Source organism: Enterobacter sp. CCUG 70166 (genome assembly GCF_020224095.1).
In the GTDB taxonomy this organism is placed as follows: Bacteria; Pseudomonadota; Gammaproteobacteria; order Enterobacterales; family Enterobacteriaceae; genus Enterobacter; species Enterobacter intestinihominis.
The window spans coordinates 1-20,342 of record NZ_NRIQ01000005.1; the positions used below are offsets into that span (position 1 = coordinate 1).

Genomic DNA, 20,342 nt, shown 5'->3' on the forward strand with positions numbered 1-20,342 from the left:
ACCCGTGGCGATTCAGACACCATCAAACACTGGCAGTGTGCCCTCGGCAACACGCGCCTGCAACGGTTGCCTCGGATGAGCAAAATCTTAGGGTTTTCTCAGCGACCCCTGACGCGCGGGCACGCACATGCGCACGGGGGCGCGGGCGAGCTATAGAGTTGAGGGAGGGGCAACCATAAGCGTGCAATTTTTCAAGTCGGGGATTCAGCTATAGGCTAACGGTAGAATGCGGCTTGTAGAGGGTTGTGCGCACCCACCCAGTACAACCGCATTATTTCTTGCGCACAAGCCCCTGAGAGTCGCTTGCGGTGGGGGTAGCTAACATCTTTTGGGGTAAGGCTACACTCTATTTCTAATACGGCGATACATAATCATCGGGCAATCTCTCTCGGAACCACTCCCATAAAGCATTCAGTTCAACCACATTAGACACAGCCGCCCATTCCCTCGCAACCCCATCCCTTGCCGCTATCGCATCTGATAGCGCACTGTCTAAGTCTTCGTACAATTGTTCGAAAGAGAACCTCAACACATTCAGCGTTTCATGCCCCAGCATATTCTGACGCGTCCACAACAGCTCAAGTCTGGCCTCCTTCGTACTCGGGCAAGGGTCGCCAAAATCCCCTCTGTCTGTTCTCCAGTCCATATAAGCTTTGTGATGCTTTATCAGGGCAATCTGCGCTAGTTTGGCCTCATTGCTTCTCATGTACTCCGCTTGCTGCAAGACGCGCCTTGTTGCGGGGTCTAGGTCATCGTAACTCATCAAATTTTCCACTCAGATCTAGCTTGCGATAAGGGTAGGTTAGGCCAGCTCTTCCCGCTTAACCAGCGGAACGCTGTAATCTGGACGAATACTCTTGGAACCCGGCATAGCTCGCATCTCTTGCGGGAAGTGCCAAATATTGAAATCCTTATTCGGGAACGTATCGTAATGAAACACATCCCAGCCAAGCAAAGCAGCCATCCGCTCGAAGGCAAGTTCTTTAGCCACCGACAGTTCTAACCGTGGATTCAGATACTTCATATACCCAGAGTTCACAGCCCCCGTCAGGATGTCCACCACCTGCAATCCCAGATGGTGCTTAGAGTCGTGCATCGTCACCGACTTAACCAACGTCTTTATCCCGGCTCTAGCTAGCATGCGGTTAGCAATAATACCCGTTACTTCATCGTTCTTTTTGTACTTATCAATCTTCTGGTCAATGATGACTTCAACATCACTCTTAATCTGCTTAGCAACGTTCTTAACAAGCATCGTGTACGTCTGGTAAAAAGCCAGCTCTCTATCCATCTGCCAGTTGTTGTACATGTTCTTCACAACAATAATCGAATGGAAACAGCACGAATTCTTAAGCACCATTGCCAGCAGCTCAATGCAGATATTTGCCTGCCCTGCGCTGTTTTTAATTTTCGACCACTTTAACTCACCGACAATACCGTACTTGTCTTTTAGCTTCTGAACGCGCTCATTAAAGATATGCAGTGTGTCTTTACGAACACACAGCAAACCAATGCCGTAACAGCGGTCACTTCCTGTCGTACCACTCTCATCACCAAAGGCCACGTATTCCATGCACAATACCCACTATTAATTTAATGGATATTTTATGTCCAACCCAAGCGGCAAGCAATGTCTTGCTTTGTCAGCTTACTGTCACTCGTGCTCAATCTTGTTGGGTATCGTAACTGGGATTTCACTGCCGTACATGAGTGGTGGGTTGAGATAGGCTATACCATGCAAGCACCCTAAGAATCCGAGCAAATACATAATGATACCAATCAACTCCAGTCCGAGCTTGCGGTCTATCCCCGGAATTTCATCAGTGATGCTAACCTTCACCTCTTTGCCAACCAATTGGCTGTACGATGAAACAAAGGACTTGAAGACTTCGGCAGCTCTTGGAGAGTCAATGTTATGTGCCAGTGAATTCCGCAATTTGTTCAATTTATCCAAAGCAGCCCAAACATTTTTGGGGAATTCCATGCCCGGTAAATGAGATCCAAACATAGCATGCACTAGGTTTAGCTTATGGCTAAAGCCGAGCTTAATATTCTCAATCGGGCCGCTATCCCGGCAATGCAATTTCAGAATATCAAAAAGTAATTCCTCAACGAAAAGATGCCCTTTCAGTATGATTGAGGTGGTATCCATACCAACGTGCAGGTGCTTCTCGTACCTTGAGCATCTGGCTTCATAAATGGCTTTAAGCCCTTCCTGTGTGCGCATCGTGTTCCATCCAGCAGTACCCGTTTTCATGCAGTGTACCAAAGCTATCACATACATGATTCCATACATTTAGCCATTGCAAACCATTAGCCCCGTTGGTGGTAAGACAACAAGCGGAGCCTCTGGCGACTTCATCAGGGTTGTGTCAGTTAGTGAGGCTTATCAGGATGACCATGTACCCAAAGGGAGCGAGGCCGAACCGCTGGCAGAGCTTGCATATGGTCTGCAAGTACCGTGACCACCATAAACCTGTTTATCCCCTGCGGCGTCTCGCGACGGCGACAGAACGGGGGCATCGGGCTAACATGCGCTTCACTAAAAGTTTTTGGGATTGTTTAGAGACGGTGGCTACGTCATAGCTTTCAAGTTGAGTCAGTACGTGTTTGACGCTTGGAACTACACGCCGCTATGAGTTAACATCCCAATTACCACTATCAACCACAGCGGCTTTTTCAAGGGACATGACAGAGCATTTCTTACAGGCAAAGGAGACAGATTTTATTGTCTAACTAGCTGTATTGTAAGGAATTTAGTGACTTGGTGCCGAAGGCCGGACTCGAACCGGCACGTATTTCTACGGTTGATTTTGAATCAACTGCGTCTACCGATTTCGCCACTTCGGCACTGAAGGGGATGCGGAAACGTTGTGGATTATACCTGTCGCGCGCCGCCATGCAAGCGACGACGCGCGAAACCCGCGCTAAGTGCCCAAAAAACCAGCGCCCTTCGTCATTCCAGCTCAGAAACCGCCAGCCGAATCACCCTCGCCGCCTTCTGCTCCGGCAGCGCCAGCACCTTCGCCCACATCTCCTGCACCATATCGCAGGAGAGCTTTTCCTTGCCCGCCGCCTTCTCCGGCATCTGCAGCAGCTGGATGTCCTCGCCGTACTGATCGGCAAGTTGCTTCATAATCGGTCGCACATCCTCAACGGCCGCCTCACGCTCGGCTTGGGTCACGGTGTGGCGATTTTTACCGTAGGCCGCGCGCATCATGTCGGCGTCGGCCTGCATGCGCCGGGCCATCAGGTCTTTATCCAGCATGCGCATCGGGTTCACGCCGCCCTTCACCATCGGGTAGAGGAAGCGGAAGCAGGCGTCGTCGCTCACCTTCTGGATGGCGGCGGTCTGCTCCATGTTGATGGTCATGTAGTTCACCACGTTGGCGTCCGGGGCGTTTTGCAGGCGCGACATCTGCAGATGCAGGATCTGCGGCTGGATGGTGTCGATAATCTGCTGCTCCGGCTCGCCCGCTTTTTGCAGGGCGGCCATCTGGTCGAGGATGCGCTGATGCAGCGCGGGCTCCTGCTCCTTAATCACCTGCCAGGCGGGCATCTCGTTGAGGGCGTTATCCATCTGCCGTTCCGGAGCGCGCTGCCTGTCGAAAAACACCCAGAACGCCACGGAGGCAGCCGCAATGACGATAATCACAATACGGGTCCACTTTTTATTCATCTCGCATCCTTATCCTTGAGTTATGCCGGGTTACACCGGCACGCCGCTGTGGAAGCGAAACTCGTGGTCCGGTGTCGAGATAAGTGTGGCTTCAATTTCGCCAAAAAGCTGTATGCGCGGTGAGATATCGTCGTCGCTCACCTGCTGAGCCAGCGTCAGGTAGTCCTGATAATGGCGCGCTTCCGAGCGCAGCAGCGAGAGATAGAACTTCTGCAGGTCGTCGTCGAGGAACGGGGCCAGCGCGGCGAAGCGTTCGCAGGAGCGGGCTTCGATGTAGGCGCCGCAGATGAGCTTGTCGATCAGCGTCAGCGGTTCGTGTGTGCGCACTTCCTTCAGCATCCCTTTGGCGTAGCGGCTGGCGGTGATTTTGACGTACGGAATGTCGCGGGCCAGCATCGCCTCGCGCACCTGCCAGAAGTGGTGCAGCTCCTCTTTAATCAGCAGCACCATGCTGTCGATGAGCGCCTGGCCCCACGGGTCGTCGGTTTTGGGCATCACGCTTTTGCCAATCTGCCTGTGCAGGGCGATGAAGTCCGGCTCCGGGCCGTCGCGGAAGGTGAACAGTTCGTAGGGTTTGAGCCAGTCGAGCAGCGCATCGGCACCGCTTTCGTCGGCGACGTATTTACGCACCAGCAGCAGCGCGGTCTGGGCGGCCTTGAGCTCGCACACCATGTGGTCGGTGAGCAGCAGCGGCAGGTTCGCCGGGTCGCGGGCTTTATCAATCCATGCTTGCGGGGTCGGGCACTGGAGGAAGTTGAGTACGGGGGCGAGTATCTGCGGGTAATCCATAGTTCTGCCTTGAAAAAGCGGTGGCGCGTGCCACCGCCTGAAACGCTTAGTGACGCACGCCGTCGTCGTCTTCGTCGACGTAATCTTCGTCGTCGCCTTCTTCGCCGTCTTCACCGTTCGGATCTTCGAAGTAGGTTCCCCAGCCGTCGTATTCCACTTCAAACTTCTCGGCCAGGTTCATCAGCTGTTCTACCTGCGCGTCGATCAGCTCCGCCTTCAGCGCGCCTTCGCTCAGGATATCGCAGCAGATGACGGTGTCGCCCTCTTCCACTTCCAGCTCTTCCGGCTCGGTCACTTCGTAACCCAGCTTGAAGGCTTCCACGGCCATTTTTTCCAGCGCTTCAAAGTCGTCCGCAGAGAAATGGTGTTCGATGGTGTACAGCGCGTCCGGATCGCTACCGTCTTCCAGCAGTTCTTCAATAATCAGACGCGTCTCTTCGCGTTGCTCTTCCAGTAATTCCGGGTTTGCCATGGGTCAATCCTCTTTAAAGTGCGGCAGATACTTCTATTTTCACACACGGACGGGTTTGCCTCCACCTTTGTTGGAAAGATTTGTGAAACGGGGTTGCAAATGAATAATTACACATATAAAGTGAATTTTAATTCAATAAGTGGCGTTCGCCATGCGAGGATAAAATGTCTGATCTGTACAAGAAACACTTTCTGAAATTGCTCGACTTTACCCCTGCACAGTTCACTTCTCTGCTGACTCTTGCCGCACAGCTCAAAGCCGATAAAAAAAATGGCAAGGAAGTACAAAAGCTTACTGGCAAAAACATCGCGCTCATCTTCGAAAAAGACTCAACCCGTACACGTTGCTCTTTCGAAGTTGCCGCATTTGACCAGGGCGCGCGCGTTACCTGGTTAGGGCCGAGCGGCAGCCAGATTGGGCATAAAGAGTCAATTAAGGATACCGCACGCGTGCTCGGGCGGATGTACGATGGCATTCAGTATCGCGGTCACGGCCAGGAAGTCGTCGAAACGCTGGCGCAGTATGCGGGCGTGCCGGTGTGGAACGGGCTGACCAACGAGTTCCACCCGACGCAGCTGCTGGCGGATCTGCTGACCATGCAGGAGCACCTGCCGGGCAAGGCGTTTAACGAGATGACGCTGGTCTACGCGGGCGACGCGCGCAACAACATGGGCAACTCGATGCTGGAAGCGGCGGCGCTGACCGGGCTGGATCTACGCCTGGTGGCCCCGAAAGCCTGCTGGCCGGAAGAGAGCCTGGTGGCGGAGTGCAGTGCGCTAGCGGAAAAGCACGGCGGGAAAATCACCCTGACGGAAGACGTGGCGGCGGGCGTGAAGGGCGCGGACTTTATCTATACCGACGTGTGGGTGTCGATGGGCGAAGCCAAGGAGAAGTGGGCGGAGCGGATAGCGCTGCTGCGCGGGTATCAGGTGAACGCGCAGATGATGGCGCTGACCGGCAACCCGAACGTGAAGTTCCTGCACTGTCTGCCCGCGTTCCATGACGACCAGACTACGCTCGGCAAGCAGATGGCGAAGGAGTTCGACCTGCACGGCGGGATGGAAGTGACGGACGAGGTGTTTGAGTCGGCGGCGAGTATCGTCTTCGACCAGGCGGAAAACCGGATGCATACGATTAAGGCGGTGATGGTGGCGACGCTTGGGGAGTGATTGACTCCTCTGCGGTCTGGTGCCCTCACCCCGTCCCTCTCCCACAGGGAGAGGGAGAAAACACTAAAAACGACAACAGCGTTATCGTCAGGCAGAAAAATTCATTTTACTGACGCTTTCTCAGCTAGACATTAACCATAATAAGAATTTATGTTTTTATTAACCATTATTTATTGAGTAGATAATGGTTAATATCAGGTCATTATCAATTACAAAATACCGTATATTATCGGCGTAATATTTCCTTATTACTGCATTTCGTTAATAAGGATTATTCATGTCATGGAATAAGCATGAAGCTTTGTCATACGCCCGTAGCCACGCACTAACCCATACTGGACACTATTGCGCTCGAGCAATCGCCGCCGCCATTCGAGCCGGAGGGCTTAAAATCGAAGGGGCAAACGCTAAGGATTTCTGGCGTTCTCTTGAAAAAGCAGGGTTCACAAAAGCCTATGGCACTCCCATAGAGGGGGATATCGCGGTGATTGATGCCTTGCCCGGCCCGAATCAGTACGGGCATGTCTGTATTTACGATGGCGCTGGAACCTGGTATTCAGATTTTAAACAGAGAACAATGTACCCGGGGCCAACGTATCGCCAACTCCAGCCAGCCGTCACCTTATACAGGCATTATTAATATGAATAAGCTCATCTTAATTGTGTTATTCAGTACAGTCGTATTGGGGGACGAAGATTTTCAGATACCGATGCAGCGCGCTCTTGAATTCAATCGCTGGTACGTCAAACAGGTGAACAACGAACATTATCCTATCCAGGAGGGAAATGAAATCGATAAGTTCGTTACGGCCAGTACCATGAAAAAATTACGTCATGCAGACGATCCCCGTTATGCCGATGCTGAATTTTACGAGGCTGATTTTTTTATGAAATCGCAGTATATCGGCGAGGACTGGGCTGAGAATGTGGCTATTGATTCGTATGATTCAGACCCGGTCTGTGTAAACGTGAATATCACGTTCGGCAAAAAGACCCAGCACACAGTTATTGATTGCATGGTTAAAGAAGATGGGATCTGGAAAATTCAGTCTGTCGCTGCACGAGATAATAATTGATTCCCCCGCTAACAATAATGTAGCCGCCTTTGTTGCAGGGTGGCGCTGCGGCCTTATGCCCTCACCCCGGCCCTCTCCCACGGGGAGAGGGAGAACACCGGCGCCATTTCATTGATTTTTCACCCCGAAAAAGGTACGTTTTCGCCTTCATTCCAGCGTGGACATGCCAGCATTATGCCGATTATTCAGTCTGTTGAACGTGCGTTGCAGATCCTCGACCTGTTCAACGAGCAGGCCACCGAGCTTAAGATCACCGACATCAGCAAACTGATGGGGCTGAGCAAGAGTACCCTCCACTCGCTGCTGAAAACCCTCCAGCTTCACGGCTATATCGATCAGAACCCGGAGAACGGTAAGTATCGCCTCGGCATGAAGCTGGTTGAGCGCGGTCATTTCGTCGTGGGCTCCATCGATATTCGCCAGAAGGCGAAAGGCTGGCTGACGGAGCTGTCCCAGCGGACCGGGCAGACCACCCATCTGGGGATCCTGGACGGTCGTGAAGGGGTCTATATCGAGAAGATTGAAGGCAAGCTGGCCGCCATAGCCTATTCGCGCATCGGCCGCCGCCTGCCGGTTCACGCCACCGCCATCGGCAAGGTGTTGATTGCCTGGCTGGGCGAGGCCGAGCTGAACACCCTGCTGGAGGGCTATCAGTACACCACCTATACCCCTTCCACCCTCGCCTCTCGCGAAGCATTAATGGCCGCTCTGGCGCAGACCCGCGAGCAGGGCTATGCCCTGGACAGCGAAGAGAACGAGCAGGGCGTGCGCTGCGTGGCGGTGCCGGTGTGGAACCACGAATCCCGCGTGATTGCCGCCCTGAGCCTGTCGACCTTGACCTCGCGCGTGGACGACGCCGAGCTGGCTAATTTCCGCGAGCAGCTTCAGCAGGCCGGGCTCGCGCTCTCACGCGCACTGGGCTATGCCGGCTCGTAGGTGAAGTAGTCGAAGTCCGCGTGGCAGCCGTCGCCGCTGATGTCCTCGCAGTGCAGTCCCACAAACGCACCGGTAAAGAAGCCGCGCCCGCCGATGTAGTCGTCCGACAATTTCCACGCCTCATACGTGATCGGCACGGTGTGCCACGTCTCGCCATCAAACGAGTAGCTGTAGCGGTAGACCAGTTTATCCACGTCCACCCGCAGCCAGACGCTCTCGGCCTGTTCCGGCACCGGAATCGGCTGCTCGTGCAGCGGCCACGACGGCACGTTGTGGTCGAGCTGGATCACCTTGATGGTTCTCCCCTGCCCCTCCTCGTAGTCCACAAAGCAGTAGCTCCAGTTTTTGCTGTTGTAGTAGCAGGTCAGCCCCGCGCTCTGCTGGAAGTGGACCGGCGAGAACTGCATCCGCGTCTCGGCCCGGAAGGTGAAATGCTGCCAGCGGCGCGCCACGGTCGACTGGGTGAATGTCGAGTTGAGCGAGTCGTTGCCGTAGAGCCGTAAGTAGCCCGGGCGGGCGGTAAGCGAGCCGAGGGTATCGTCGAACGGAATGCGCAGGGTCTGCAGTTCCGGGTCGAGCGAACTGGCGTCGAAATCGTCCCGCCAGATGCCCGGAACGGCTACAGGCTGCTCCGCCATCGGCGGGCCTTTCACGGTCAGTTGCGCGTGCTTGCCGCCTTCCACGTACGGCCAGCCGTCGCGCCATTCAATGCGGGCGATGCCGGTCTCGCGCCCCAGCGGGCAGTAGCCGCGCCCGCCGGAGGCCAGCAGCGGCACGCCGGGCAGGCGCAGCGGGCGGCTGGTGAGGTAGGCCATATACCACTCCCCGGTGTGGGTTTGCAGCAGCGAGCCGTGGCCGCTCTTTTGCAGCGGGTTCTCCGGCAGGTGCCAGCTGGTCATCATCGTCACGTCCGGGTGCAGCTCGTACGGCCCGTCGATGGTTTTTGCGCGCAGCACCACGACGGCGTGCTCGTAGCTGGTGCCGCCCTCGGCAACCATCAGGTAGTACCATCCCGCCAGGCGATAAAGATGCGCCCCTTCGGTGTAGCAGAGCGGCGTGCCGGTAAACAGCGTTTTGCGCTCGGGCGAGAGCGTGCCAGTCTGCGAATCAAACTCCTGCATCACGATGGTGTTGTGCGGGTTGCTGTGGTGGCGCGGCCCCCACGGGCGGTAGAGGTAGTATTTGCGGCCATCGTCGTCGTGGAACAGGGAGGGATCGAACCCGCCGTTGCCCATCGGGATCGGCTCGCTCCACGGCCCCTCGATGGACGGCGCGGTGACGAGAAAATTGCGGCCGTTTTTCCACGGCGAGTCGACAATCTTCACGTCGGTGTAGAGCAGCCAGAACCTCCCGTCGGCGTAGCTCAGGCACGGTGCCCAGATGCCGCCGGAGTCCGGGTTGCCCTTCATGTCCAGCATCGACACGCGGTCCAGCGGGGTGCTGACCAGCGACCAGTTTTTCAGATCGCGGGAGTGGTAGATGCGCACGCCCGGGAACCACTCGAAGGTCGAGGTGGCGATGTAGTAGTCCTCGCCCTGACGGCACAGGGACGGGTCCGGGTTGAAGCCGGTCAGGATCGGGTTAGTGATTTCCATAATGCCTCCGGTTAATGGGATGCGGCTGTCGCGGCGTCGGGAACGGCCTCGCCCTGCGACGCGCGGTGCTTGATCAGCTGCTGGCTGATGGCCTCCACGCGGGCGTCGGTGAGCTTGTAGAACGAAAGCATGATAAACATGCCCGCGTAGAGCACCACCGGCACCACGCAGAACAGAATTTTGATGGTGGTCAGCACCTCGACCGGCTGCACGCTGCTGCTGGCGGAGTAGTTGACGTACGCCAGGATCCAGCCCACCACCGCCCCGCCAATTGCCAGGCCAATCTTCAGGCTGAACAGGTAGGTGGAGAACACCAGCCCGTCGAGGCGGCGACCGCTACGGCTCTCCTCGTAATCCACCACGTCAGAGGCCATCAGCCACTGCAGCGGCGTGGTGGTGTTAAAGACGAACAGGAACAGAATGTTGAGGGCAAAAATCAGCGCGATGTGCTCCGCCGGGGTGACGAAAATCAGCAGGCTAATCAGCGAGTAAGCGACGATGATCCACTTGAAGGCGGTAACGCGGTCGAAGCGGCCCAGCAGGCGGGAGGAGCAGAGCGAGCCGAACATGGTGGCGAGGCTGCCGTAGAGTAAAAACTGGGTCGCCATCTCCGGGTGATCCATCACGTATTTCACGAAGTAGAGCGTCGCCCCGCCGCGCACCACGTTGGAGCAGGTCGCCATCATCTTGAAGGCACACATGATGCGCCACTGGCTGTTGCCCAGCAGCAGCTTAAGGTCTTTCGCCACTGACGAACCCGGCTGCACCTCAAAGGTGTAGCGCTCTTTGGTGGTAAAGAAGCAGACGTAGAGCAGCACCACGCCGCTCAGCCCCAGCACGCACATGGCGCCGAAATAACCCACCTGCTCGTTGCCTTTGCCAATGATGCTGACCAGCGGCAGCGCGATGCCGCTGATGGCGAGCGACCCCGCCGCCGCCAGGAAGAAGCGCCAGGACTGCAGGGCGTGACGCTCTTTCGGGTCGGCAGTAATGACGCCCGGCATGGCGCAGTACGGGACGTTAACGAAGGTGTAGACCAGAGTCAGCAGAATATAGGTCACGCAGGCGTAGATGATTTTGCCCTGCGCGGAGAAGTCCGGCGTGTAGAAGGTCAGCATGCAGACGATGCCGAACGGGATGGCGCCCCACAGCAGGAACGGGCGAAACTGGCCATGCCGCGTGCGGGTGCGGTCTACCAGCAGCCCCATCAGCGGGTCGGTCACGGCGTCGAGCACGCGGGAGACTAAAAACAGCGTCCCCATAATGCCCGCGGAGAGGCCAAACACGTCGGTGTAGAAATAGGCCAGCAGGAACATCGTGGCTTGCCAGACGAAGCCGCAGGCGGTGTCACCCAGCCCGTAGCCAATTTTGTCTTTCATGGTTAATTGCGTCATCAGAATTACACCCTTATGTAGTGTGCTGAATTACAACATCGTGTTAATGGAGTGTAATGAGCTGTTCAATTAACCAGCAATGCTCATATCTTATTTCTGTATTACGTTATTTCGCTTTTGTGACGTCAACGATATATCGCAACTTATTGTTTAAATTGGTAAAATGCAGACACGTAAAAACCGCCCGCGGACTATTTTCCGCAGACGTTTTTCTCTCACAAAATAATTAAATACCGAGCGCTTTTTTACCGGCGTTAATTACCTCAATGATTTTATCGGTGTCATAAATACAGCCTTTCCAGGTGCCGCCGCTCACGGACTGTAATGCCGCCCACAGCCGGGTATCGTCCGGCAAAAAGTCGTGAGCGTGCAGGTCCGGATGCACCTGCCGCCGTGCCAGCTCGCGCGCGCCCTCTTCCGGCGTCAGCGGGTTGTCCGCGGTACCGATAAAGTTTACGCTGCCTGTTAATGTCAGGCGGTCCACCGCAATCTCAATGATGTCGTTATCGCGCAGCTTGCCTATCGGCCCGCCCGCCAGCGCCTCCGGCGACACGTGGCCGAAACAGGCGCCCGTCGACACGCCCGAGAAGCGCGCATCGGTGATTAACGACACCGTTTTGCCCCACGAGATGTGCTTCAGCGCGGAGGTGAGCTGGTAGGTCTCCTCCATGCCGGTGCCGGACGGTCCACCGCCGATCACCACCATGATATCGCCCTGCTCAATCTCTTCCCGCTTGATGGCCCTGATCGCCTGCGCCTCCGAGACAAACACCCGCACCCGGCCGGTGTGGCGGTAAACGCCATCTTCACCGACGACCGACGGGTCGATCGCCGTGGCCTTGATCACCGATCCTTCCGGCGCAATGTTGCCCGTCGGGAAGCAGACCGTCGAGGTCAGCCCTTTAGCTTTTGCTTTCTCCGGCGGCAGGATCACGTCATCCGGCTCCACGCCGTCCTGCTCGCGCAGGCACTGGCGGAAGCGCGCCCGGCGCTCCGAGCTCTGCCACCAGTCGAGGTTCTCGCCCACCGTCTGGCCGGTGACGGTCATGGCATCCAGGTGCAGCAGGCCGAGATCGCGCAGGTGGAGCATCACCTCCGGCACGCCGCCCGCGAGGAAGGCACGCACGGTCGGGTGATAGTCCGGGCCGTTGGGCAGCACGCTCACCAGACGCGGCACCCTGCGGTTGACGCGCGTCCAGTGTTCAACGTCCGGGATCGTGCAGCCCGCCGCGTGGGCGATGGCCGGAATGTGCAGCAGTAAATTGGTGGAGCCGCCGAACGCCGCGTGGATCACCATCGCGTTTTCGATGGCTTTATCGGTGAGGATATCGCGCGTGGTAATGCCGCGATTATCCAGTTCACTGACTGCGCGCGCCGACTGGCGGGCGATCTCCAGCCACACCGCCTGTCCGGACGGGGCCAGCGCGGAGTGCGGCAGCGCCAGACCCAGCGCTTCCGCGACCACCTGCGAGGTGCCCGCCGTGCCGAGGAACTGACACCCACCGCCCGGCGACGCGCAGGCGCGACAGCCCAGCTCGGCGGCCTCCTGCAAGGAGAGTTCATGGTTGGCGAAGCGCGCGCCGATGGTCTGCACCTTGCCCGCATCTTCCCCCACGGTCGGCGGCAGCGTCGCTCCGCCTGGCACCAGAATGGTCGGCAGGTCGTGCATCGCGGCCAGCGCAATCATGGTGGCGGGCAGCCCTTTATCGCAGGTTGCCACGCCGATCACCGCCCGGCGCGTCGGCAGGGAGCGGATCAGGCGGCGAAAGACGATCGCCGCGTCGTTGCGGTACGGCAGGGAATCAAACATGCCGTGCGTGCCCTGCGAGCGCCCGTCGCACGGATCGCTGACGAAGGCCGCAAACGGGATCCCGCCGTTGCGTGTGATCTCCTTCGCCGCCGCCTGCATCTGCATGCCGATTTCCCAGTGGCCGGTGTGGTAGCCCAGCGCAACCGGGCGTCCGTCTCCGGCGCGGATGCCGCCCTGAGTACCGATAATCAGCACCTCTTTGCCGGTGAGCTTGTTGGCGTCCCAGCCCATCCCGGCGTTCTGCGTCATGCCGAACAGGTTGCCGCTGGGAGATTCCATCAGCATCTGCGGAGTCAGCGGCAGCGCGCCCTGCGGACCCGCCGCGTGGGTGATCACCGCATAAAACGCGTCGTCCTGTGGGGTGAAAATTTTCTCAATGGTCATCGTTATCGTCCGGCTCAGCAGAGCTTGAGCTGTTGTAGCAGGGCTTTCAGCTGCGCCTTACGCGGCTCGTCCAGCGGCGAGGCTGGTGGCAGGACGTGCGTAGAAATTGGACGACCGCAGAGCACGATCGCCTCTTTAATCACGTTCACAAACGGCGTATCCAGCTGATACATCTGCGGGATTTGCAGCAGGGTCTGATGATACTCAGCCGCTTTCGCCACGTCTTTATCCCGCCAGGCTTTCAGAAGATTTACCGACACCTGCGGAGCAAAGTTACCGCTGGCCGAGATCGCCCCGTCACCGCCGAGCAGCAGGGTATTGAACAGATGATCGTCGTAGCCGCAGAGCACGGTGAAGTGTGGATGGGCCGCTTTAACGGTGTGGATCATGCTGCGCAGGTGGGCGACGGAGTCGATGGTGTCTTTGATGCCGACGATGTTACTGCGCGAGTCGGCGAGGGTTTTCACCAGCGCCGGGGTCAGATCCTGCCCGGTCAGCGCCGGGAAGTTATAGAGCATCACCGGCAGCGTGACGCTGTCGGCCACCTGTTCGAAGTAGCGGATCAGGTTCGCTTCCGACACTTTCCAGTAGTAAGGGTTGATCACCACGATGCCGTCCGCGCCCGCCAGCTGCGCGTGCTGGCTCAGCTCAATGGTTTCCCGGGCGTTGGTGCCGCCGGTGCCGATCAGCACCGGCACACGACGATCGACATGATCGATAGCAAAGCGGGCAATGGTTTTACGCTCTTCGGCGCTGAGCTGGGAGAACTCGCCGCCGCTGCCCAGGAAGAACAGGCCGTCGACGCCCGCAGCGATCAGATCGTCGATCAGCGCGGCGGTGCCCGGCTTATCAAGCTGGCCATCGGCGGTAAAAATGGTGGAGACAGGGGGAATGATACCCGTGAACAACGCGGACTGCGGCATGTGATCTCCTTGCTGAATCATTTTGTTCTACATTATAGAACAGTGTTCATTAATTTAACGATCATACTATGACGGAGAAAAAGCACAGGTAAATGGGAGATGAGGAGGGAGTGCGGGAAGTTTAAGCTGGATCACATATTGTCCGCTAACCCCTCACCCCGGCCCTCTCCCCAAAGGGGCGAGGGTGGTAAAGTCCCCTCTCCCCTCTGGGGAGAGGGTTAGGGTGAGGGGTAAGGAATTACTCCACCAGCATCTTAACAACCACTTTCCTGACCTTAGCAGGTGCACCCACCGCGCACAGCGGCTTATGCACTTCGCCCGGGTAAAACACCACGAAATCCCCTTCGCTCAGCACCACGGTTTTCTCCTGCTCGCCTTCGGGCAGGAACGCGATGTCTTTGTCCGCCAGCCAGTCGGTGTCCGGCGTGCCGTGCGGCAGGGTGCTGAAGGTCATCCCTTCCTGCCCCTTCAGCACAATCTGAATATCCAGGTAGCGTGCATGGTATTCAGCGCGACGCTCAGCGAACGGCTGGGTCATGTCCTCCGATACCAGATAAAACAGGCTGTTGCCGCTGATGTCGTGCTTGCCGGTCGGCGTCGCGTCGGTGACGTGGGCCTTGACGTGCTCAATGGCCTGGCGCAGCTCTTCTGGTAGCCAGGACTGGAGATGATGAATATTGCCAATAATCATGATACAACCCTCAAATTAAAACATTGTTTCATTTTTATCTTTTATACGAGAATCGCCTCTCCCATACCAGCCCTTTTTAGACAAGATTTGCGCCAGCGCATGTTTATCGGAAAATGTGTTAATTCACTGTTAATTACAAAAAGGCATTTATGCAGTCGTTATGCATAACCTCATTTCATAAGCTTTACGCAACTTATCTAACTCGCTGAATTTAAAACGTAACTAACAAAACCTGTTGTTGCATCACACTTTATCACTTCGGTTATTTCCTTCAAAATTCCATAATTATTTATCGATTTCTCTTAAGTGAAAAATAGTTAACTGTCATTATTGCATAGCTATTCTCGAGGAAAAATTTTATTCATTAAAATCAACAGCATAACTAAATATTTCAAAGCATGTAATTCTACAAAACAATAACAACCTCAAATATTGCCACCCGTTCCTGCTTAGCTATTCATCCCGTAATAATATGAAATTAATCATTATCTGATACGAATCATGCAAATGAAAATAAACTGCTCAATATCGGTTTTCGCGTGAGCAGCGTCACAATAACCATTATTTAAGCGCCTACTATGAATCACGAAATCAATTGAGCTTAGCCGCCATGAAATTAAACACATCACATGGCGCATGCCCTTTTTATTCTGAAAAACAGTTAAAGGAATAATTATGGAAAAGCATTACGTCGGTTCTGAAATTGGTCAATTGCGTAGCGTTATGCTGCACCGTCCTAATTTAAGTCTTAAACGTTTAACGCCATCGAATTGTCAGGAGTTGTTATTTGATGACGTGCTCTCGGTTGAGCGGGCGGGAGAGGAGCATGATATCTTCGCAAACACGCTGCGCGAGCAGGGTGTGGAAGTCCTGCTATTGACCGACCTTCTTACGCAAACGCTTGATATTGCCGAAGCAAAAGCCTGGCTTCTTGAAACACAAATCTCCGACTACCGCCTCGGCCCAGCCTTTGCCAGCGACGTCCGCGGCTGGCTGGCGGATATGCCGCACCGCGAACTGGCGCGCCGATTAAGCGGCGGATTAACCTACGGCGAAATTCCGGCGGCTATTAAAAATATGGTGGTCGATACCCACACGGCGAATGATTTTATTATGAAACCGCTGCCGAACCACTTATTTACCCGCGATACCTCCTGCTGGATTTATAACGGCGTGTCCATTAATCCGATGGCGAAACCCGCCCGCCAGCGCGAAACCAATAATCTGCGCGCAATATATCGCTGGCACCCCGCATTTGCCGATGGCGAGTTTATTAAGTATTTCGGCGACGAGAATATTAATTACGACCACGCCACCCTGGAAGGCGGCGACGTATTAGTGATTGGCCGCGGGGCGGTATTGATCGGCATGTCAGAGCGCACGACGCCGCAGGGCGTGGAGTTCCTCGCCAACAGCTTGTTTAAACATCGTCAGGCCGAGCGCGTGATCGCCGTTGAGCTGCCGAAACATCGCTCCTGCATGCACCTCGACACCGTGATGACCCACATCGACGTGGACACTTTCTCCGTTTACCCGGAAGTGGTGCGCAAGGACGCCCAGTGCTGGACGCTCACCCCGGACGGACGCGGCGGTCTGCTGCGTACTCAGGAAACCGACCTGCTGCACGCCATCGAGAAAGCCCTCGGCATTAACCAGGTGCGCCTGATCACCACCGGCGGCGATGCCTTTGAAGCCGAACGCGAGCAGTGGAACGACGCCAACAACGTCCTGACCATCCGTCCGGGCGTGGTGATCGGCTACGAGCGCAACGTCTGGACCAACGAGAAATACGACAAGGCGGGCATCACCGTGCTGCCGATCCCGGGCGACGAGCTGGGGCGCGGTCGCGGCGGCGCGCGCTGCATGAGCTGCCCACTGGAACGCGACGGAATTTAAAGGAGCCATCATGGAACGAAAACCCACTCTGGTTGTGGCCCTTGGCGGCAACGCGCTGCTCAAGCGCGGCGAGCCGCTGGAAGCGGACATCCAGCGTCAGAACATCGAGCAGGCCGCCCGCACCATCGCAGGCTTAACGGAGCAATGGCGCGTGGTGCTGGTGCACGGAAACGGCCCGCAGGTCGGGCTGCTGGCGCTGCAAAACAGCGCCTACGACAAAGTCACCCCCTACCCGCTGGACGTTCTTGGTGCAGAAAGCCAGGGAATGATCGGCTACATGCTCCAGCAGGCGCTGAAAAACAATCTGCCCCAGCGCGAGGTGAGCGTCCTGCTCACGCAGGTGGAAGTGGACGCCGCCGACCCGGCGTTCAGCAACCCGACCAAGTACATCGGCCCGGTCTACAGCGAAGCCCAGGCGAAAGCGCTGGCCGCGGAAAAAGGCTGGGTGTTCAAGGTCGACGGGGCCTATTTCCGCCGCGTTGTGCCCTCTCCGCAGCCGAAGCGCATCGTGGAGAGCGACGCCATTACGGCGCTTATTCAGCGCGACCACCTGGTCATCTGCAACGGCGGCGGCGGCGTGCCGGTGGTGGAAAACGCCAACGGTTATCGCGGCATTGAGGCGGTGATCGACAAAGACCTCTCCGCCGCTCTGCTGGCGCGGCAGATCGAGGCCGATGCCCTGCTGATCCTCACCGATGCCGACGCGGTGTACCTCGACTGGGGCAAACCGACCCAGCGCCCGCTGGCGCAGGTCACGCCGGAACTGCTCAGAGGCATGCAGTTCGACGCCGGATCGATGGGGCCAAAAGTGGCCGCCTGCCGCGAGTTTGTTGAAGCCTGCAACGGCATTGCCGGGATCGGCGCGCTGGCCGACGGCGCGGAGATACTGGCGGGCGAGAAAGGCACGTTGATTCGTAACTGAGCACCCATTTCCCCTCACCCTAACCCTCTCCCCAAAGGGGAGAGGGGACGATTACATCCTCTCCCCTTTGGGGAGAGGGCTGGGGTGAGGGGTAAGGTCTTAGACATTAATTTTAAAAAGGATTTACCCATGACCATCAACCTGAAAAACCGCAACTTCCTGAAACTGCTGGACTACACCCCGGCGGAGATCCAGTACCTGATCGATCTCGCCATCGAGCTGAAGGCGGCCAAAAAAGCCGGGCGCGAAAAGCAAACCCTGGTCGGGAAAAACATCGCCCTGATCTTTGAAAAAACCTCCACCCGCACCCGCTGCGCCTTTGAAGTGGGCGCGTTCGACCAGGGCGCGCAGGTCACCTACCTCGGCCCAAGCGGCTCGCAGATTGGCCACAAAGAGTCGATGAAGGACACCGCGCGCGTGCTGGGCCGCATGTATGACGGCATCGAGTACCGCGGCTACGGCCAGGCCATCGTTGAGGAGCTGGGCGAATACGCGGGAGTGCCGGTGTGGAACGGCCTGACCGACGAGTTCCACCCGACGCAAATCCTTGCCGACCTGATGACCATGCTGGAGCACTCTCCGGGCAAAACCCTGCCGGAGCTGAGCTTTGCTTACCTCGGCGACGCGCGCAACAACATGGGTAATTCGCTGATGGTCGGCGCGGCCAAAATGGGGATGGATATCCGCCTTGTGGCGCCGAAATCCTTCTGGCCGGAGGCCGGGCTGGTTGAGCAGTGCCGCGCCATTGCCAAAGAGACCGGCGCGCGCATCACCCTCACCGACGATGTGGAAGAAGGCGTGCAGGGCACCGATTTCCTCTACACCGACGTGTGGGTTTCCATGGGCGAGCCGAAGGAGGCGTGGGCCGAGCGCGTTAGCCTGATGAAGCCGTATCAGATTAATGCGGACGTGATGAAGGCCACCGGTAATCCGAACGTCAAGTTCATGCACTGCCTGCCGGCGTTCCACAACGAACATACCAAAGTGGGCCGCGAAATCGAGATGGCGTACGGCCTGAAGGGGCTGGAGGTGACGGAAGAGGTCTTTGAATCCCCGAACTCCATCGTCTTCGACGAAGCAGAGAACCGCATGCACACCATTAAAGCGGTCATGGTGGCGACACTCGGCGACTAATCACCGCCCGGCGCGCCGCGGGGTGCGCCGGGTTCAGGAGAACATCATGGGCAAGTTCAAATTTCCCTCCGCTTATACCATTCTCTTTTTTCTGATTGCCGTGGTTGCCGTGCTGACGTGGATTGTTCCGGCCGGGCAGTACCATATGGCGATGAACGAGGCGCTCGGCAAAGAAGTGCCGGTTGCTGGCACTTACGCGCACGTGGCAGCGCACCCGCAGGGGCTCGTCTCCGTGCTGATGGCGCCGATTGCCGGGCTGTACGATCCGGAGTCCGGCCAGGCCGGGGCGATCGACGTGGCGCTGTTTATTCTGATCATCGGGGGATTCCTCGGGATCGTCACTAAAACCGGGGCGATAGACGCCGGGATCGAGCGCGTCACCACCCGACTGCGCGGCCGCGAAGAGTGGATGATCCCGATCCTGATGGCGCTGTTTGCCGCAGGCGGCACGATTTACGGCATGGCCGAAGAGTCGCTACCCTTCTATACCTTACTGGTGCCGGTGATGCTGGCAGCGCGGTTCGATCCGGTGGTTGCGGCCTCTACCGTGCTGCTCGGCGCGGGGATCGGCACGCTCGGATCCACCATCAACCCGTTCGCCACGGTGATCGCCGCCAACGCCGCCGGGATCCCCTTCACCAACGGCATCATGCTACGCATCGCGCTGCTGGTGATCGGCTGGATCATCTGCGTGGCGTGGGTAATGCGCTACGCCCGCAAGGTGCGCAAGGATCCGTCGCTGTCGATCGTGGCGGATAAGCAGGAAGAAAATCGCGCCCACTTTCTCGGTAACAAGGGCGAGCAGTCGCTGGAATTTACCCCGGTGCGCAAACTCATCCTGGTGATCTTCGCCCTCGCCTTCGCGGTGATGATCTACGGCGTGGCGGTGCTGGGCTGGTGGATGGCGGAGATTTCGGCGGTGTTCCTCGCCAGTGCCATTATCGTCGGGCTGATCGCCCGCATGAGCGAAGAGGAGCTGACCTCAACCTTTATCAACGGCGCGCGAGATTTGCTGGGCGTCGCGCTGATAATCGGCATCGCGCGCGGTATCGTAGTGATCATGGATAAGGGCATGATTACCCACACCATTTTGCACAGCGCCGAGGGAATGGTCACCGGATTGTCGACGGTGGCGTTCATCAACGTGATGTACTGGCTGGAAGTGGTGCTGTCGTTTCTTGTGCCTTCTTCGTCCGGCCTGGCCGTTCTGACGATGCCGATCATGGCGCCCCTTGCCGATTTCGCTAACGTCAACCGCGACCTGGTGGTTACGGCTTACCAGTCGGCGTCCGGCATCGTCAACCTGATCACTCCCACCTCTGCCGTCGTGATGGGCGGGCTGGCTATCGCCCGCGTGCCCTACGTGCGTTATCTGAAATGGGTCGCGCCGCTGCTGGGGATTTTAACGGTGGTGATTATGGTGGCGTTAAGCCTGGGTGCTTTGTTGTGATTTGCCGGATGGCGCTGCGCTT

Annotated in this window: 20 protein-coding genes and 1 tRNA gene; 9 read left to right on the top strand and 12 right to left on the bottom strand. The window is 57.1% G+C overall.

Annotated features, from left to right (window positions below):
- Positions 1 to 352: 352 nt before the first annotated feature.
- From CKK19_RS02425 to rraB, 7 genes are all read right to left on the bottom strand, one after another.
- Positions 353 to 763, bottom strand: a complete 411-nt coding sequence (locus CKK19_RS02425; protein WP_063853044.1) for a hypothetical protein — start codon at positions 761 to 763, stop codon at positions 353 to 355.
- A 39-nt stretch (positions 764 to 802) separates the two neighbouring features.
- Positions 803 to 1,573 carry a DUF3800 domain-containing protein gene (locus CKK19_RS02430; protein ID WP_029039484.1) on the bottom strand — a complete coding sequence of 257 codons (771 nt, stop codon included), beginning with the start codon at positions 1,571 to 1,573 and terminating at the stop codon, positions 803 to 805.
- An 81-nt stretch (positions 1,574 to 1,654) separates the two neighbouring features.
- Positions 1,655 to 2,257, bottom strand: a complete 603-nt coding sequence (locus CKK19_RS02435; RefSeq protein ID WP_225455024.1) for a hypothetical protein — start codon at positions 2,255 to 2,257, stop codon at positions 1,655 to 1,657.
- A 508-nt stretch (positions 2,258 to 2,765) separates the two neighbouring features.
- A tRNA-Leu gene (locus CKK19_RS02440) sits at positions 2,766 to 2,850 on the bottom strand.
- Positions 2,851 to 2,956: 106 nt separating this feature from the next.
- Positions 2,957 to 3,679, bottom strand: a complete 723-nt coding sequence (locus CKK19_RS02445; protein WP_063853046.1) for a hypothetical protein — start codon at positions 3,677 to 3,679, stop codon at positions 2,957 to 2,959.
- A 30-nt stretch (positions 3,680 to 3,709) separates the two neighbouring features.
- Positions 3,710 to 4,468, bottom strand: coding sequence for a tRNA isopentenyl-2-thiomethyl-A-37 hydroxylase MiaE (miaE, locus tag CKK19_RS02450; RefSeq protein WP_058677508.1), 759 nt, complete (start codon positions 4,466 to 4,468; stop codon positions 3,710 to 3,712).
- Positions 4,469 to 4,514: 46 nt separating this feature from the next.
- The gene (gene rraB / locus CKK19_RS02455; RefSeq protein WP_017694625.1) at positions 4,515 to 4,940 is read right to left on the bottom strand and encodes a ribonuclease E inhibitor RraB; all 426 of its coding nucleotides are present in this window, start codon (positions 4,938 to 4,940) and stop codon (positions 4,515 to 4,517) included.
- Between the two features lie 99 nt (positions 4,941 to 5,039).
- On the opposite strand from rraB, the gene argL reads away from it, so the two are divergent.
- The 5 genes from argL (at position 5,040) to xynR (ending at position 8,121) form a co-directional block, all read left to right on the top strand.
- Complete coding sequence (argL, locus tag CKK19_RS02460) at positions 5,040 to 5,135, top strand: putative translational regulatory protein ArgL (RefSeq protein ID WP_213083700.1); 96 nt, start codon at positions 5,040 to 5,042, stop codon at positions 5,133 to 5,135.
- Positions 5,105 to 6,109, top strand: coding sequence for an ornithine carbamoyltransferase (gene argF, locus CKK19_RS02465; protein WP_032625248.1), 1,005 nt, complete (start codon positions 5,105 to 5,107; stop codon positions 6,107 to 6,109). Before argL ends, argF (CKK19_RS02465) begins: the two co-directional genes overlap by 31 nt.
- Positions 6,110 to 6,386: 277 nt before the next feature.
- Complete coding sequence (locus CKK19_RS02470; protein ID WP_063853048.1) at positions 6,387 to 6,749, top strand: hypothetical protein; 363 nt, start codon at positions 6,387 to 6,389, stop codon at positions 6,747 to 6,749.
- A 1-nt stretch (position 6,750) separates the two neighbouring features.
- Positions 6,751 to 7,185 carry a DUF3828 domain-containing protein gene (locus CKK19_RS02475; RefSeq protein ID WP_063853050.1) on the top strand — a complete coding sequence of 145 codons (435 nt, stop codon included), beginning with the start codon at positions 6,751 to 6,753 and terminating at the stop codon, positions 7,183 to 7,185.
- 174 nt (positions 7,186 to 7,359) lie between these two features.
- Positions 7,360 to 8,121 carry a DNA-binding transcriptional repressor XynR gene (gene xynR, locus CKK19_RS02480; protein WP_063152463.1) on the top strand — a complete coding sequence of 254 codons (762 nt, stop codon included), beginning with the start codon at positions 7,360 to 7,362 and terminating at the stop codon, positions 8,119 to 8,121.
- Here xynR and CKK19_RS02485 read toward each other — a convergent pair.
- The 5 genes from CKK19_RS02485 to CKK19_RS02505 all read right to left on the bottom strand — a co-directional run bounded on the left by CKK19_RS02485 (position 8,106) and on the right by CKK19_RS02505 (position 14,918).
- Positions 8,106 to 9,716: a glycoside hydrolase family 43 protein gene (locus tag CKK19_RS02485; RefSeq protein ID WP_063853052.1), complete on the bottom strand. Its 1,611-nt coding sequence runs from the start codon at positions 9,714 to 9,716 to the stop codon at positions 8,106 to 8,108. The genes xynR and CKK19_RS02485 overlap by 16 nt on opposite strands.
- 11 nt (positions 9,717 to 9,727) lie before the next feature.
- Complete coding sequence (locus CKK19_RS02490) at positions 9,728 to 11,110, bottom strand: MFS transporter (protein ID WP_023299198.1); 1,383 nt, start codon at positions 11,108 to 11,110, stop codon at positions 9,728 to 9,730.
- 226 nt (positions 11,111 to 11,336) lie between these two features.
- Complete coding sequence (gene yagF, locus CKK19_RS02495; protein ID WP_063146629.1) at positions 11,337 to 13,304, bottom strand: xylonate dehydratase YagF; 1,968 nt, start codon at positions 13,302 to 13,304, stop codon at positions 11,337 to 11,339.
- Positions 13,305 to 13,318: 14 nt separating this feature from the next.
- Complete coding sequence (yagE, locus tag CKK19_RS02500) at positions 13,319 to 14,227, bottom strand: 2-keto-3-deoxygluconate aldolase (protein WP_063853054.1); 909 nt, start codon at positions 14,225 to 14,227, stop codon at positions 13,319 to 13,321.
- A 238-nt stretch (positions 14,228 to 14,465) separates the two neighbouring features.
- The gene (locus CKK19_RS02505; protein ID WP_022646886.1) at positions 14,466 to 14,918 is read right to left on the bottom strand and encodes a YhcH/YjgK/YiaL family protein; all 453 of its coding nucleotides are present in this window, start codon (positions 14,916 to 14,918) and stop codon (positions 14,466 to 14,468) included.
- A 675-nt stretch (positions 14,919 to 15,593) separates the two neighbouring features.
- On the opposite strand from CKK19_RS02505, the gene arcA reads away from it, so the two are divergent.
- The 4 genes from arcA (at position 15,594) to CKK19_RS02525 (ending at position 20,320) form a co-directional block, all read left to right on the top strand.
- Complete coding sequence (gene arcA, locus CKK19_RS02510; protein ID WP_023299194.1) at positions 15,594 to 16,814, top strand: arginine deiminase; 1,221 nt, start codon at positions 15,594 to 15,596, stop codon at positions 16,812 to 16,814.
- Positions 16,815 to 16,824: 10 nt separating this feature from the next.
- Positions 16,825 to 17,736, top strand: coding sequence for a carbamate kinase (gene arcC, locus CKK19_RS02515; protein WP_022646884.1), 912 nt, complete (start codon positions 16,825 to 16,827; stop codon positions 17,734 to 17,736).
- 129 nt (positions 17,737 to 17,865) lie between these two features.
- Positions 17,866 to 18,870: an ornithine carbamoyltransferase gene (gene argF, locus CKK19_RS02520; RefSeq protein ID WP_003863360.1), complete on the top strand. Its 1,005-nt coding sequence runs from the start codon at positions 17,866 to 17,868 to the stop codon at positions 18,868 to 18,870.
- Between the two features lie 46 nt (positions 18,871 to 18,916).
- The gene (locus tag CKK19_RS02525; protein WP_003863365.1) at positions 18,917 to 20,320 is read left to right on the top strand and encodes a YfcC family protein; all 1,404 of its coding nucleotides are present in this window, start codon (positions 18,917 to 18,919) and stop codon (positions 20,318 to 20,320) included.
- The last annotated feature ends 22 nt before the right edge of the window (positions 20,321 to 20,342 follow it).

What these genes read in the sequence shown, in the direction of transcription:
- CKK19_RS02475 (WP_063853050.1), top strand. Translation starts at nt 6,751, where the DNA reads ATGAATAAGCTCATCTTAATTGTGTTATTCAGTACAGTCGTATTGGGG.
- CKK19_RS02490 (WP_023299198.1), bottom strand. Translation starts at nt 11,110, where the DNA reads ATGACGCAATTAACCATGAAAGACAAAATTGGCTACGGGCTGGGTGAC.
- CKK19_RS02485 (WP_063853052.1), bottom strand. Translation starts at nt 9,716, where the DNA reads ATGGAAATCACTAACCCGATCCTGACCGGCTTCAACCCGGACCCGTCC.
- CKK19_RS02430 (WP_029039484.1), bottom strand. Translation starts at nt 1,573, where the DNA reads ATGGAATACGTGGCCTTTGGTGATGAGAGTGGTACGACAGGAAGTGAC.
- CKK19_RS02435 (WP_225455024.1), bottom strand. Translation starts at nt 2,257, where the DNA reads ATGAAAACGGGTACTGCTGGATGGAACACGATGCGCACACAGGAAGGG.
- xynR (WP_063152463.1), top strand. Translation starts at nt 7,360, where the DNA reads ATGCCGATTATTCAGTCTGTTGAACGTGCGTTGCAGATCCTCGACCTG.
- CKK19_RS02425 (WP_063853044.1), bottom strand. Translation starts at nt 763, where the DNA reads ATGAGTTACGATGACCTAGACCCCGCAACAAGGCGCGTCTTGCAGCAA.
- arcC (WP_022646884.1), top strand. Translation starts at nt 16,825, where the DNA reads ATGGAACGAAAACCCACTCTGGTTGTGGCCCTTGGCGGCAACGCGCTG.
- rraB (WP_017694625.1), bottom strand. Translation starts at nt 4,940, where the DNA reads ATGGCAAACCCGGAATTACTGGAAGAGCAACGCGAAGAGACGCGTCTG.
- argF (WP_032625248.1), top strand. Translation starts at nt 5,105, where the DNA reads ATGTCTGATCTGTACAAGAAACACTTTCTGAAATTGCTCGACTTTACC.
- miaE (WP_058677508.1), bottom strand. Translation starts at nt 4,468, where the DNA reads ATGGATTACCCGCAGATACTCGCCCCCGTACTCAACTTCCTCCAGTGC.
- CKK19_RS02445 (WP_063853046.1), bottom strand. Translation starts at nt 3,679, where the DNA reads ATGAATAAAAAGTGGACCCGTATTGTGATTATCGTCATTGCGGCTGCC.
- yagE (WP_063853054.1), bottom strand. Translation starts at nt 14,227, where the DNA reads ATGCCGCAGTCCGCGTTGTTCACGGGTATCATTCCCCCTGTCTCCACC.
- argL (WP_213083700.1), top strand. Translation starts at nt 5,040, where the DNA reads ATGAATAATTACACATATAAAGTGAATTTTAATTCAATAAGTGGCGTT.
- arcA (WP_023299194.1), top strand. Translation starts at nt 15,594, where the DNA reads ATGGAAAAGCATTACGTCGGTTCTGAAATTGGTCAATTGCGTAGCGTT.
- yagF (WP_063146629.1), bottom strand. Translation starts at nt 13,304, where the DNA reads ATGACCATTGAGAAAATTTTCACCCCACAGGACGACGCGTTTTATGCG.
- CKK19_RS02525 (WP_003863365.1), top strand. Translation starts at nt 18,917, where the DNA reads ATGGGCAAGTTCAAATTTCCCTCCGCTTATACCATTCTCTTTTTTCTG.
- argF (WP_003863360.1), top strand. Translation starts at nt 17,866, where the DNA reads ATGACCATCAACCTGAAAAACCGCAACTTCCTGAAACTGCTGGACTAC.
- CKK19_RS02470 (WP_063853048.1), top strand. Translation starts at nt 6,387, where the DNA reads ATGTCATGGAATAAGCATGAAGCTTTGTCATACGCCCGTAGCCACGCA.
- CKK19_RS02505 (WP_022646886.1), bottom strand. Translation starts at nt 14,918, where the DNA reads ATGATTATTGGCAATATTCATCATCTCCAGTCCTGGCTACCAGAAGAG.